Origin of the sequence: Archangium lipolyticum, from assembly GCF_024623785.1 — a bacterium.
GTDB lineage: Bacteria > Myxococcota > Myxococcia > Myxococcales > Myxococcaceae > Archangium > Archangium lipolyticum.
In genome coordinates this window covers 1-13,172 of the sequence record NZ_JANKBZ010000010.1, presented here as the reverse complement: position 1 = coordinate 13,172, position 13,172 = coordinate 1, and the positions used below count along the sequence as shown (strand labels likewise).

Annotated in this window: 13 protein-coding genes; 9 read left to right on the top strand and 4 right to left on the bottom strand. The window is 68.9% G+C overall.

From position 1 onward, the window contains the following. Positions 1-84: 84 nt before the first annotated feature. From NR810_RS22015 to NR810_RS21985, 7 genes are all read left to right on the top strand, one after another. Positions 85-1,197 carry a DUF1624 domain-containing protein gene (locus tag NR810_RS22015; RefSeq protein ID WP_257455508.1) on the top strand — a complete coding sequence of 371 codons (1,113 nt, stop codon included), beginning with the start codon at positions 85-87 and terminating at the stop codon, positions 1,195-1,197. 94 nt (positions 1,198-1,291) lie between these two features. Further along, positions 1,292-1,627, top strand: coding sequence for a TRL-like family protein (locus NR810_RS22010; protein WP_257455201.1), 336 nt, complete (start codon positions 1,292-1,294; stop codon positions 1,625-1,627). Positions 1,628-1,794: 167 nt separating this feature from the next. After that, positions 1,795-2,874, top strand: coding sequence for a cytochrome-c peroxidase (locus NR810_RS22005; RefSeq protein ID WP_257455200.1), 1,080 nt, complete (start codon positions 1,795-1,797; stop codon positions 2,872-2,874). 231 nt (positions 2,875-3,105) lie between these two features. Further along, positions 3,106-3,963 (top strand): fatty acid desaturase, encoded by an 858-nt coding sequence (locus tag NR810_RS22000; RefSeq protein WP_257455199.1) that lies wholly within the window; start codon positions 3,106-3,108, stop codon positions 3,961-3,963. 44 nt (positions 3,964-4,007) lie between these two features. Next, positions 4,008-4,757 carry a 16S rRNA (uracil(1498)-N(3))-methyltransferase gene (locus NR810_RS21995; protein WP_257455198.1) on the top strand — a complete coding sequence of 250 codons (750 nt, stop codon included), beginning with the start codon at positions 4,008-4,010 and terminating at the stop codon, positions 4,755-4,757. Between the two features lie 46 nt (positions 4,758-4,803). After that, positions 4,804-6,339 (top strand): aminopeptidase P family protein, encoded by a 1,536-nt coding sequence (locus tag NR810_RS21990; RefSeq protein ID WP_257455197.1) that lies wholly within the window; start codon positions 4,804-4,806, stop codon positions 6,337-6,339. A gap of 65 nt (positions 6,340-6,404) precedes the next feature. Continuing rightward, a complete protein-coding gene (locus tag NR810_RS21985) occupies positions 6,405-7,952 on the top strand; it encodes an alpha/beta hydrolase family protein (protein WP_257455196.1) in 1,548 nt (515 codons plus the stop codon). Between the two features lie 9 nt (positions 7,953-7,961). On the opposite strand, the gene NR810_RS21980 is transcribed toward NR810_RS21985, so the two are convergent. From NR810_RS21980 to NR810_RS21970, 3 genes are read right to left on the bottom strand one after another with little or no spacing between them, the layout of a single operon-like run. Continuing rightward, entirely contained in the window at positions 7,962-8,933 is a 972-nt protein-coding gene (locus NR810_RS21980; protein ID WP_257455195.1) for an alpha/beta hydrolase family protein, read from the bottom strand. Between the two features lie 55 nt (positions 8,934-8,988). Beyond that, positions 8,989-9,981, bottom strand: coding sequence for a tRNA dihydrouridine synthase (locus NR810_RS21975; RefSeq protein ID WP_257455193.1), 993 nt, complete (start codon positions 9,979-9,981; stop codon positions 8,989-8,991). Between the two features lie 40 nt (positions 9,982-10,021). Beyond that, positions 10,022-10,720, bottom strand: a complete 699-nt coding sequence (locus NR810_RS21970; protein WP_257455191.1) for a tetratricopeptide repeat protein — start codon at positions 10,718-10,720, stop codon at positions 10,022-10,024. A gap of 71 nt (positions 10,721-10,791) precedes the next feature. Here NR810_RS21970 and NR810_RS21965 point away from each other — a divergent pair, with 71 nt between their 5' ends. Next, positions 10,792-11,451: a phytanoyl-CoA dioxygenase family protein gene (locus NR810_RS21965; RefSeq protein ID WP_257455190.1), complete on the top strand. Its 660-nt coding sequence runs from the start codon at positions 10,792-10,794 to the stop codon at positions 11,449-11,451. A 241-nt stretch (positions 11,452-11,692) separates the two neighbouring features. Then, positions 11,693-12,232, top strand: coding sequence for an FmdB family zinc ribbon protein (locus NR810_RS21960; RefSeq protein WP_257455189.1), 540 nt, complete (start codon positions 11,693-11,695; stop codon positions 12,230-12,232). 82 nt (positions 12,233-12,314) lie between these two features. Here the strand turns inward: NR810_RS21960 and NR810_RS21955 are convergent, their stop codons facing one another. Beyond that, complete coding sequence (locus tag NR810_RS21955; RefSeq protein WP_257455188.1) at positions 12,315-13,034, bottom strand: immunity 52 family protein; 720 nt, start codon at positions 13,032-13,034, stop codon at positions 12,315-12,317. Between the last annotated feature and the right edge of the window lie 138 nt (positions 13,035-13,172).

Here is a 13,172-nt window from a genome sequence, read left to right as displayed (position 1 = left end):
ATGGAGGACTCCATGGGTGACCCTGGGAACCTGTCGCGTCGGATTTCGAGACTCGCGGCCCGCATGGACGTATGCTTGGAATCCGTGACACGCCCCGGCACCTCTCTCTTCGACCTCGGCAAGCCCTCCACCCGTCACCCCGGACTCGACGGGGCACGAGGATTGGCCGTGGTGGCGATGGTGTTGGGGCACACGCTGGACGCGCTGCTCGCGCCCGCGGTGCGCGCCCACCCGTGGGTGCAGCGCTACTGGGAGTTCCGCGGCATCACCGCGCCCCTCTTCCTGCTGGTGGCCGGCTTCGCGGTGGTGGCCGCGCTGGGGACTTCCCCGGCGAGCGCGGGCGAGTCCTTCTTCCGCCGGGCGCGGCGGGCCCTGCTGCTCCTCTTCCTCGGCTACTTCCTGCACTGGCCGGGCTGGGCCACCGCCCACGCGCTCGGCTGGGGCGTGGAGCTGCGCACCCTCGTCTTCACCTTCGATGCGCTACAGAGCATCGGCGTGAGCCTGCTGGTGGGCGCCGCGGTGCTGGTGCTGGCGCGCGGCACCTGGACGCGCGCCGTGGCGCTCGCCGTGCTCGCCGTGGGCATCCCCCTGGCCAGTCCCTTCCTGTGGAACGCCGCCACGGCCTGGCCCGTGGAGCTGCAGCAGGCGGTGGGCATGCCGGGCGCGCGCTTCCCGCTCTTCCCGTGGGCGGGCTACTTCTTCGCCGGAGCGCTCGCCGCCCACCTGCTGCGGCTGCTGCGGCCCGGCTGGCCCCAGGGGCTCGCCCTGGTGGCGCTCGGCGCGGGGCTGCTGGCCCTCACCCAGCGGCTGCCCGCCGACTGGAGCCCCACCAGCGCCTGGCTCGTGGCCTTCCGCGTCGGCCAGGGACTCCTCGTGCTGGGCGCCATCAACCTGTTGCCCCAGCTGTTCTCGCGGCCCCTCGCGCCACTGGGACGCTCCTCCTTGTGGATCTACGTGCTGCACCTGCCGGTGGTGTACGGCTGGGCCGGCACCGCGGGTCTGGCCGGGCGCGTGGGTCCCACCCTGGGACTGGTGCCCGCCCTGGGCGTGGGCCTCGGACTGCTCGCGGTGTGCTTCGCCATTGCCCGCCTGGGACGGATGGTGCGCGGAAACCGCGGCGCCTCGGACGGCACGACGTGGCGGGCCCGCCCCGTGCCGGTCGACGGCGCGGCGCTGCGCTCCGGCCAGCGCACGTAACAGGCAGTCCACATTCGAGAGCATTTACATCCTCGCTCCGCGCAGGCTAGATGCGCGGCGCTTCCTTCCACACAGGCAGTCCAAGCGAGGAACCATGAACCTGCTTCGCAAGCTGGCCGTTATCGCAGTCCTGTCCATGGGTCTGTCGGGTTGCGCGGGTCTCGCCTTCATCGGCACCGGCGCCCCCGGCTCCTCCGGGCTCTACTCGCAGACCACCAGCAAGGGCTTCATCAACGAGCAGACCAAGCTGGGCTCGAAGTCGGGTGAGAGCTGCATCACGTCCATCCTCGGCCTCGTCACCACGGGCGATGCCGGCGTGAACGAGACGGCCAAGAAGGCGGGCATCAACCGCGTCACCCACATCGACCAGAAGCTCACCAACATCATCGGCGTGTACGCCACGTACTGCGTCGTGGTGTACGGCGACTAGCCACCGCGTTTCACGCACATGCCGGGGTGGAAGCAGGGGCAGGATGCCCCGTGTCGTTTCCCCCTGGCCCCCAGAGACTGCTAATTTCCTGACGGCTTCCGGCCTCCCCCCACTCAGCGACCCTCACGGGTCTTCTGGCCGTGGAGCTCAGTGAAAGAGCAGACCTCATGAAACTCAAGAGCCTCGTTCGTCCCCTCATCCTGGCCGCCGCCACCGTTGGCACCGCGGCCTTTGCTCAGGCGGCCAAACCGGCCGCACCGGCAGCCCCCACCGCCGCCCAGCAGAAGGTCGTCATCGACCGCGCCCTGCTTGGCGTGTTCAAGGCCCTGCCGGCCCGCTTCGAGGACACCAAGAACCCCATCACTCCGGAGAAGGTGGAGCTGGGACGCATGCTGTACTTCGACACCCGCCTGTCGAAGAACCAGGACGTGTCCTGCAACAGCTGCCACGATCTGAACAAGTACGGCGTGGATGGCAAGCCCACCTCGCCGGGCCACAAGAAGCAGCTGGGCGGCCGCAACTCGCCCACCGTGTACAACGCCGGTGGCCACATCCTGCAGTTCTGGGATGGCCGCGCCCCCAACCTCGAGGAGCAGGCCAAGGGCCCCATCCTCAACCCCGTCGAGATGGCGATGCCCAGCGAGGCGCGCGTCGTCGAGACGCTCAAGTCCATCCCGGGCTACGTGACCGCCTTCCAGAAGGCCTTCCCGGGCCAGGCCGACGCCGTCACCTACGACAACATGGCCAAGGCCATTGGCGCCTTCGAGCGCCAGCTCGTCACCCCCTCGCGCTTCGACAAGTACCTGGCCGGTGACGAGAAGGCGCTCACCGAGGCGGAGAAGCACGGCCTGAAGAAGTTCCTCGAGCAGGGCTGCCAGACCTGCCACAACGGCCCGGCCATCGGTGGCTCGCTGCAGAAGCTGGGTCTCGTGGTGCCCTTCCAGTCCAAGGACCAGGGCCGCTTCGACCTGACCAAGCAGGAGTCGGACCGGATGATCTTCCGCGTCCCCACCCTGCGCAACGTGACGAAGACGGGTCCGTGGTTCCACGACGGCTCCATCACGGAGATCCAGACGGCCGTGAAGCTGATGGCCCAGCACCAGTTCGGCAAGCAGATCACCGACGAGGACGCGAAGGCGATCGTCACCTTCCTGGACTCGCTCACCGGTGAGCTGCCCAAGAGCTACATCGCCAAGCCGAAGCTGCCGGCCAGCGGCCCGAAGACCCCGAAGCCGGACCCGACGTAGGAAGTCGAAGCACCGGTCTCCGCGCGCCCGGGGGGGACGCGCGGGGCCTGTAGTCGCCCCCGCCGCACCGCGTCGCCCCGCTGGCTCGGCCGCCTGCCCGGCCCCAGGGGAGCTGGCGCCAGAATCCCACCCCCGCCAGCACGCGGAAGGATGGAACTTCGTTCAGAACTCACCAGAACCCGGCCTGGTCCTGTACTCTTGCACCGCCCCTGTCGCGGAGAGAGTGAGACCTTGTTCAGGCACCCCGAAGATCGCATCCCCGTCCTCATGTTCGTGTGCGTGTTCGCGCTCGACCTGACCGTCTACTTCACGGCGCAGAGCTGGTGGCTGCCAGTGCTGTATCTGGGGCTGGGGGCGATTCCCAAGGGGTGGATCAGCTCGTGGAACCACCACCACCAGCACCTGACGATGTTCCGCCACCCCCTGCCCAACCGCCTGCTGGAGATCATCTTCGGGTTCCAGACCGGGGTGACCTCGCACGCGTGGTTCCTGCACCACGTGGTCGGCCACCACCTCAACTACCTGGACCAGGACCTGGACGAGTCGCGGTGGAAGCGCCCCGACGGCAGCACCATGGGTGAGATGGAGTACGCGCTCAAGACGGCGCTCACGGCCTATCCCAGGGCCTTCCAGGTGGGGAAGAAGTACCCCCAGGCGCGGCGCATCTTCGTGAGCATGGGCCTGCTGCAGCTGGCGCTGCTCGGCGTGCTGTTCTGGCACAACTGGTACAACGCGCTCTTCGTCTTCCTGCTGCCCATGTGCCTGTCGCTCTACCTGACGGCGTGGGCCACCTACTTCCACCACGTGGGCCTCGAGACGAAGGACCACAACGAGGCGTCGTACAACATCCTGCACCGGGGCTATAACCTGATGACGGGGAACCTGGGCTACCACACCGCGCACCACTCCAAGCAAGGGCTGCACTGGTCGAAGCTGCCGGAGCTGCACGCGAAGCTGGCGCGGAACATCCCGGCCAACCTCTACCGTCAGCCGGGCATCCCGTTCGTGTGGAGCGGTTCCGAGGCGAAGCTGGAGCTGGGCGCCGAGGAGGTCGAGGCGCTCGCCCAGCGGGAGCCCGCGGGCACCTGAAGAGCCGTCCCCGCGGAGGTTCCGCCTCCGCGCCGCCGCCAGCCTTGAACCTCCTGCTCCTCCAGGACTCCGATTTCCTCCCGGACGGCACCGTCCAGATGACCGGCCGCCGCGCCCAGCACGCCCGCGAGGTGCTGCGCGCCGAGCCCGGGGAGACGCTGCGCGTCGGGCAGCTCGGCGGGCTCGTGGGCACCGGCGAGGTGCTGGAGAACACCCCCGGCCTGCTGCGCCTGCGCGTCACCCTCACCGACCCGCCTCCCCCAAGGGCCGGGGTGGACCTGCTGCTCGCCATTCCCCGCCCCAAGGCCCTCAAGCGGGTGCTGCCCGCGGTGGCCCAGCTCGGCGTGGACCGGGTGGTGCTCGTCAACGCCGCCCGGGTGGAGAAGAGCTACTTCGACTCCAAGGTGCTGGCCCCCGAGTTCATCGAGGAGCTCCTCCTCCAGGGACTGGAGCAGGCCCGGGATACCCGGCTCCCCGAGGTGCTCGTCCGCGAGCGCTTCCGCCCCTTCGTCGAGGACGAGCTGGATGCCGTCTTCGGCACGGAGGCCCTCCGGCTCCTCCCCCACCCCCCCGCGAAACAGCCACTCACCCGGGTAGGCGTGCAGACGGCCCCCCGGATGGTGCTGGCCGTGGGGCCGGACGGAGGTTGGGTGCCCTTCGAGACGGAATTGCTGGAAGCACACGGCTTCCACCCCTTCTCCCTGGGGCCGCGCATCCTCCGGGTGGAGACGGCCGTCCCCGTCCTGCTCGGCCAACTGGCACTTCTGAGGGAGGACACCTCGCGCACGACGTAGTGCATCGGGCTTGAAGGAGCGCGTTGGGATGTTCAAGAGTCGTCCCATGGCGAAGACGACCCGAACCCGAGCCCAAGCCGTCGCAGTGAACGCGCCGCAGCAAGATGAGGCGCCAGAGCAGCAGCCCCTGGTGACGCCCGAATCGGAGGCGAAGGCGAAGCCCGCCAGCCACGACACGGCGCCGCCGCCCGCGCTGCTCGACTTCATGATGCAGGGGTGGAAGCCCCAGAGCGGCAAGCCGCCTCCGAAGCTGAAGAACGCGGACGCCTTCGAGGCCCGCCGCCGGGCCCTCTCGAAGCTCTTCCCGGGCGAGACGCTCGTCATTCCCACCGGCCACGAGAAGGTGCGCGCCAACGACACCTACTACCGCTTCCGGCCGGGCACGGACTTCTACTACCTGACGGGCAACATGGAGCCCGACTGCGTGCTGGTGCTCCAGCCCAAGGAGGGCGGCGGCCACACGGACATCCTCTTCGTGGAGCCGAACCCGGGCCGCTCCGACTCCACCTTCTTCACGGACCGCGTGAAGGGCGAGCTGTGGGTGGGCCCGCGGCTGGGCGTGAAGGAGAGCCAGGTGCGCTACGGCGTGCACGAGGCGCGCGGCCTGCCGGAGCTCCCGGGCTTCCTGGAGGGCCTGAAGGGCGCGGTGGCGCTGCCCTCGCGCGTGCTGCGCGGCCACTCGGCGAAGGTGGATGGCGTGGTGCCCGAGCATGCCGAGCGCGACAAGCAGCTGGCCACGGCGCTGTCCGAGATGCGCCTCATCAAGGACAAGCAGGAGGTGCGCGAGCTGGAGGCGGCCATCGACTCCACGCACCGGGGCTTCGAGGACGTCATCCGCCGGCTGAAGGCGGCCCGGAGCGAGCGCGAGGTGGAGGGCGTCTTCAACCTGCGCGCGCGGGTGGAGGGCAATGACGTGGGCTACGGCACCATCGCCGCGGCGGGCCACCACGCGTGCGTGCTGCACTGGATGCGCAACGACGGAGACATCAAGAAGGGCGAGCTGCTGCTGCTGGACGCGGGCGTGGAGGGTAACAGCCTCTACACGGCGGACATCACGCGCACGCTGCCCATCTCCGGCAAGTTCTCCAAGGAGCAGCGCGAAATCTACGAGCTGGTGCTGAAGGCGCAGGAACAGGCCATCGACGCGGTGAAGCCGGGCAACGACTTCATGGAGCCGAACCGGGTGGCGATGCGGGTGCTGGCCGAGGGCCTGTACGCGCTGGGCATCCTGAAGACGAAGCCGGAGGAGGCGCTGAAGGACGAGAACCAGTTCTACAAGCGCTACTCGCTGCACAACGTCAGCCACATGCTGGGCCTGGACGTGCACGACTGCGCTCAGGCGCGGCAGGAGGCATACAAGTACGGCAAGCTGAAGCCGGGCATGGTGCTGACGGTGGAGCCGGGCCTGTACTTCCAGAAGGATGACCTGACGGTACCGGCGAAGTACCGGGGCATCGGCGTGCGCATCGAGGACGACGTCCTGGTGACGAAGACGGGCTGCCGCGTGCTGTCCGAGGACATCCCGCGCGAGACGAAGGACGTCGAGGCCTGGATGAAGCAGATCTGGAGCGAGAAGAAGTAACACCCGTACGGGCAAACGGTGTTCTCCTGGCGTCGCGTTCCCGACGCCACGCCAGGAGATGCCCCGTGCTCCCGAAGCCGTCCCAGCTGTTCACATCGCTCGCCGCCGTCACGGTGCTCGCCACCGGATGCGGCGGCGACAAGTCGCCCCCAGCGCCACCTACCGAGGTCTGCACCGGCACCACCGTGCTCGACGTGCTCCCGGGGACGTACCCGAATGCCGTGGACCTGTCGGGCACCGGCGCTCTCGAGGTGGCCGTCCTCGGAGACGCCACGCTCGACGCGCGCACGCTGGACCCCGCCACCGCCTCGCTGTCCGACCCGGACGGCTCCGCCCCGAGCGTCTCCGCCGAAGCCCTGCTCCGCGAGGAGGACGTGAACGAAGATGGCCAACCGGACGCCGTGCTGCGCTTCCCGCTCCCCTCGCTGGTGGGCCAGGGCGTCCTCCATGCGGAGGTGAGCCGCCTGAAGCTGGACGCGAGGACCCGTTCCGGCACGGAGGTGAGCGGCTGTGACCGGGCACATGCATCGGACCACCTCCTCCGCAGACTGCCCGCCCCCACCGGTCCGTACGCCGTGGGCACCACCACCTTCGACTGGGTGGACACCTCGCGCGACGAGACGTTCACCGACGCCAAGAAGGACAAGCGCGAGCTGAGGGTGCGCGTGTGGTACCCCGCCTCGCCAGTTCCCCGGGCCCAGCCCGCGCCCTACTTCCTCGTGCGCCGCGAGGGCATCGCACAGCTGAAGGAAGATGGACTCGACACACCCGCCCGCCTGCTGGATTTCGTCCATGCGCACGCGGTGGCCGAGGCGCCGCTCCCGGCGGATGACACCCGCTTCCCCGTCATCCTCTTCTCGCCCGGGGCTGGCGTCCCACCCACCTTCTACACGTCGCTGCTGGAGGAGCTCGCCAGCCACGGCTACGTGGTGGCCGCTACCTCCCACACGTACACCACCGGGGCCGTCATCTTCCCCGACGGCCGCTACGCCCCCACCACCGAGGAGCCCGGCGGACTCTTCGGCACGCCCTTCTTCGACGTGACGGTGGCGGATCTGCGCTTCGTCCTTTCGCGGGTGCGGGCGCTCGACACGGGGGACACCCAGGGGCGCTTCACCGGGAGGCTCGACCTGGAGCGCGTGGGCGTCTTCGGCCACTCCATCGGTGGCGCCGCGTCGGCCATCGTCTGCCAGACGGAGCCCGGCGTGCGAGCCTGCGCCAACATCGACGGCACCTTCCAGGGCTCCTGGAAGAAGGGGGTCTCCCAGCCCTTCCTCGTGATGCACACCCAGGCATCCGACGATGGCACCCATCGCTCCTTCATCAAGGACAGGCGCGCCACGGTCTACGAGGTCGCGGTCTCCCAGTCCGGGCACCTCACCTTCTCGGACCTGCCGCTCCTCCTGGAGCTGGTGAAGACCCATGATTCGAAGGTGACGGCCGAGAGCCTCGACACGGGGACGCTGGAGCCGGCGGAGCGAGCCGCGGCCATCACCCGCGCCTGGGTGCTCGCCTTCGCGGAGGAGCGGGTGAAGGGCAGCGGCGAGTCTCCCCTCCTCCAGGGCGGCTCGGGGGACTACCCGGAGGTCACGCTGACGGCGCACCCCCGTTGACATTCCACATCAGTGCGCGGAGGCCTCCGCCCGCATCGCCAGGACCGCGTCCTGCTCGGACAGGTCCGTGGGAAGCTCCCCGGGAGTGCCTCGGAGAATCCGTTGGGCCAGCAGCTCGGTGAGCGGCGCCAGGATGTTGAAGTGCGTGCCACCGGGCACTGAGACGAACCGCACGGGCGCGTCCTTCGCGGCCTTGCGCAACGAGTCGAAGGCGAAGGTGTTGCCCTCGTCCGCCCCCTCGATGACCAGCGTCGGCACGCGGATGAGCGACATGAAGACGACCGGGCTGCGAATCGCCAGCTCCTTTCCCTTGGCGCGGTCCAGCGCGGTACCGGTCTCCCCATAATTGGGGACGGCGACGGGGCCGAAGGCGAAGACGCCGCGCACGCGGGGCTCGCTGGCCGCGACGAGCAGGGCCATCGTCCCGCCGGTGCTATGGCCGCCGAGATAGATGCGCTCGGGGTCCACATCGGGGCGGCGCGCCAGGAAGTCGAGCGCCGCGAGCACGTCGTCCACCTCGCCGAGGAAGTACTCGCGGGAGCCGGGGTTCTCGTTGCACCCGCGCAGCGCGGGCATCATCAGCACCAGCCCCGCCTCACGAAACGCGCGAGCACTCTGGTCGTTGTCGCGCGGACTCACCTCCCAGGCGCTCTCGTCGATGCCCCAGTTGAAACCACCCTGGATCCACAGCACGGCGGGCCGCCGCGCGCCCTCGCGGACCGGGGTGACGTAGGCCACGTTGCTTCCGAGTGGCGCGGGGTACGTCACCTTCTCGAAGACTCCCTTCGGCGGCTGGGGGGCTGGCTCATGCTCCGAGGGCGTGTCCTTGAGCTGCGTCTTGAAACCCTTGCGCAGCTCCACGAAGGTCTCGGCCTTCTTCTGACCCGGTTGGGCGGGGCTCGGGGTGTCACTCTTGCTGCAGGCGACGAGCGAGAGGAGGACGAGCAGGGACAGGACGGGGACGGAACGAGGCAGGGGCATGGAAGTCCGTGAAGCATGTCCCACCGCCGTGCGGATGAGAAGCCACCCGGGCCGCTCACTGCACGGCGTGCGAGACGACCGCGCGAGCTTCCAGTGAGGAGATGCGATCCAGCCAGTCGTCGAGATCCGTGGAAGTGTTGAGGTACGCGCGCAACTCCGCGCCGCCCTCCACGTCACGCAGGTAGCCCGCGAGGTAGCGGCGCGTGTACGGCACGCCCCAGCCCTTGCCGCGCACGGCCACGTTGGCGAGCAGGTGTTCGCGCAGCAGGCCCAGGCGCTCGGCGGGTGTCGGGGGAACGGGAGTGAGACCCGCGCGCAGGGCCTTCACCTCGCGGAACACCCACGGGTGCTCGATGGCGCCCCGCCCCAGCATCGCGCCCGCGCAGCCCGTCTCCGCGAGTGCGCGCCGCACGTCCGCCGCGGTGCGGATGTCCCCGTTGACGACGACGGGCATGCGCACCTGCGCCTGGGCCAGGCCCGCCCAGCGCCAGTCCGCGGTGCCCGTGTAACCCATCTTCGCGGTACGGCAGTGCACCGTCAGGGCACGCACGCCCACCGCCTCCAGTCGGCTGGCCAGCTCCACGATGGGCATCTGGTCCTCCGGCCCCAGGCCGATGCGTGTCTTCACCGTCACGGGCAATGACACCGCGCGCACCACCCGCTCCGCCATGGCCACCATGGCCTCCGGATCCCTCAGCCAGCCCGCGCCCGCGCCCCGCCGGGCGATGCGAGGCACCCAGCAACCACAGTTGATGTCGATGAAAGCGGGCCGCGCCGCCTCGGCGATGCGCGCCGCCTCCACCAGCTTCGCCGGATCCGCTCCGTAGATCTGGATGGCGGTGGGCTGGTCGTCCTCCGTCAGCCGCAGCTTGCGCTCGTTGCGGGAACACCCCAGCAGCAGGGAGTCCACGTTGACGAACTCGGTGAAGCACACGTCCGCGCCCAGCCGGCGGCAGATGCGCCGGAAGACGGCATCGCTCACGTCCTCCATGGGAGCGAGCATGACGGGCTGTGCGGCGAAGAGCGTGGAGAAGGCGTCGGACGGCATGGGGAACACCCCATGCTACTACCGGGAACGCGCCCGGCCCTCAACGCCCCGTCAGCGCGGCGCGCAGCCACCGCCACCCGGCACCCAGACTCGGGGTGACACACAGCATCGCCCAGCGCACCTGCCGGAGTTGCACGCCCTCCAATGTCTTCTCCATCGGGTCGAGCAGGGCCATCGCCTCGGCCTTCTGACCCTGGCTGGCGAGCAGCCGTGCCAGGTCCAACCTGGGAGTGAAGAGCGTGGAGTCCAGCGCGAGCGCCTCCTTCAAGAGGATGATGGCGACCGGCCGCTCGACCTTCCGGCGCAGGTACAGCCGGCCGCGCAGGAACACCCTCACCGCGTCTGCACGGCGCCCCCGGGAGAGGTTCATCTGCGCCACCTGCTGCCAGAGGGCCACCTGGGCCGGGAACGTCTCCGCCGCCTGCGTGTAGACGGCCAGTGCCTTGTCCGCGAAACCCTTGTCCAGGTGGCTCTGGGCCGCGGTCCGGAAGCTCTGAAGCGCCGCATCGTGCTCGTTCGTCCGCGCCAGCAACGGCGCGAGCTTCACGTGCACGGCGGGATCCTTCGGCTCCAACTCCAACGCCTTGCGATACCCGGCCACGGCCTTCTTGAGCTTGCCCTTGGACCGGGCACGATCGGCTTCGGTGATGAGCTCCGAGCGCGTGGGCGGTGCTTTCTTTCCGAAGAGCATGGTGCGCCCATCGTAATCCAGCCAGGCGACCGCCGGACGAGTTGCCACTCGGGCGGAAATTCTCATCCAGGAAGCACCCGATTGACCCTCACGCCGCGTGAGGGTGCATCCTGCGTGGCATGGACAATCAGGCCCTGAACATTTCCATCCCGCTCTCACCCACCGAGCTGCGGCAGCTCGAGTCCGAGGGATGGCTGCGATTCCCGCGCGTGCTGTCCGGGAAGGAGCTCGCGGAGATGCACGCGGCCTGGGATCGGCTCGCCGCTGCATCGCCGAACGACAGCGCGGGCAACAACTGGGGACCGGACCTCGGCGCGGAGCCGGCCTTCGCGATCTGCCAGGCGCATCCTCGCGTCCTCGCCGCGGTGAGCGTGTTCCTCGATGACGACGTCCACGTGCTCCGGGTCGTAGGCCGCGCACCTCCGCGAGGCCACGGGCGTCAGGGGCTCCATGTCGACTGGAAGGGTCCGACTCCTCCCGAGCGACAGATCCTCGTCAATGCATTCTGGGTGCTCGACGACATGGCGCTGGACAATGGAGCCACACGCATCGTGCCCGGGAGTCACCGGTGGGCACGCGTCCCGCGCGGAGCGTACGCACAGCCCCAGAGTGTCCACCCCGAAGAGCGCGTGCTGGAGGCCAGTGCGGGAGACGTCATCGTCTTCAGCTCCCACATCTGGCACGCCGGCTCACTCAACACGTCCGGGCGCCGGCGCCGGCTCGTCATCGCGCAGTTCGGCCGTCACGAAATCGCGGCCGAGTACATGGGGGATTACTGAGCGCGTGATGGACGGCGCGTCGACAAGCCTATCGCTGCCTGGGCTGGACCGGAGGCTGACGGCTCAACGGCTGCCCGGAGGGCACCGCGGTAGCGGCGCGTCAGCGGCCTTGAACCGGACGGCCCCGCAAGACCGCGCTGCGTCTCGCGTCGTCGTGGGGGTGCAAGGGGGCTCACCCCTGAGCCGCACTGACCGCTCGGCGCCGTTGTCCACTCGCGCGAGCATTCGGTACGGTGGTCCCATGGGCGACTACTTCCAAACCATCGTGGACGCGGATGTTTCCGAGGACCAGGCTCCGCAGCTCGCGGAGCGGGTTCGGGAGTGGCTTGTGTCGCGCCTCATCATCGAGCCCGAGCTCTCCGATTCGGCCTTGAGTGAGCCAGGACATAGACCGGGACCCGCGCATACCACCGTCCTGGAGAATCCCTCGTCGAATGCAGGGGACGCGGAGACCAACGGCGTCCAGTTCCAGGTGGGGCGGACCGTCTTCTGGACCAACTTCGAGGACCTGACGTGTCGAGCCTGCGGGCACCGCTTCGAGCCCGGAGAAGGGTGGAGTGATGCTGTGGATGCCTGGTACGAGGGTGACGATACCGTCACCTTTCCTTGTCCCAAGTGTGGACAGCCGGAGCGACTCGTCGATTGGGGCGGCGAGTTCCCATGGGGCTTCGGCAACCTGGGCCTTACCTTTTGGAACTGGCCACCCCTGTCCGCGAGTTTCGTGCGCGAGGTGACCAAGGTGCTGGGACACCGCTCCGTGCTCGTGCGCGGCAAGCTCTGAGATGCGGGGCGACCGCATTGCATTCGCCGAGTTGAACCGCACCGCACCATGCAGTCGATGGGGCCCTTCAGGAAACCTCGGGTCACAGGAGGCCGGCCCTGTTCAGCAACTCGTGTACACGCCGGCCGAGCTCGACGTGCTCAGGATTCTCGGCGGTGAGTCGCTCGGGCGTGAGGACGATGAGCGTTCCCTTGTCCTCCACCGGCTCGACACGCACAGGCGCGGGTAACGGCGGAACCCTGCCCTGGCTATGCGGGAAGTACATAATCCAGCCTACGAATGTCCCCGCGTTGCCATCAGGTGTCACCGCATCACGGTGCATGGTTGAGGTGGCGAGGGCAGAGTCGGGCTCCCAGGCCAGCGCCATGCTCCGTACCAGCCCGGTGAGAACGGGCACGCTCAGCACCCGCTCCGCATTCGGCCCCCGGGCTGGCAAATTGACCACACAGCGATTGAACAGCCCTTCGCTATAGCCACCACAGTTGAAATTGAAGCCGCACGAATCGTAGGCGTCGGGCTCGCCATTCCGCGCCCAGACAGAGTAGCCAATGTCCTCGAACTGCCGATCCCTGCCTCGCTGGACCCGCTTCTCGAGGGCCTCGCCGGAGGGCTCGATAGGGCGCTTCAGTGCGTCCTTGCGCGACCGTCCCAGCTCGAACCACCGAGAGAAGGCCGGATCGATCTTCGCGATGGCGGCCAGGAACGCTTCCGCGCGCCGGGCGCACTCCTCCGGCGTCTCCTTTCTGGGGCCCCAATACGCACCGGCGTAGTACGAATCGATTCTCTTGAACGTTTCAGGCATGGGCCGCGCTTCGTAAGCCTCCGCTCCAGCCCAGGTAGTGGAGGAACTCGAGGAGCCGCAGAGTGCGCGGCGCGATGACGACGAACACAGCGACGACGAAGACGGAGCCTGAGTGGTTGGAAGCAGCGCGGCGGCCGA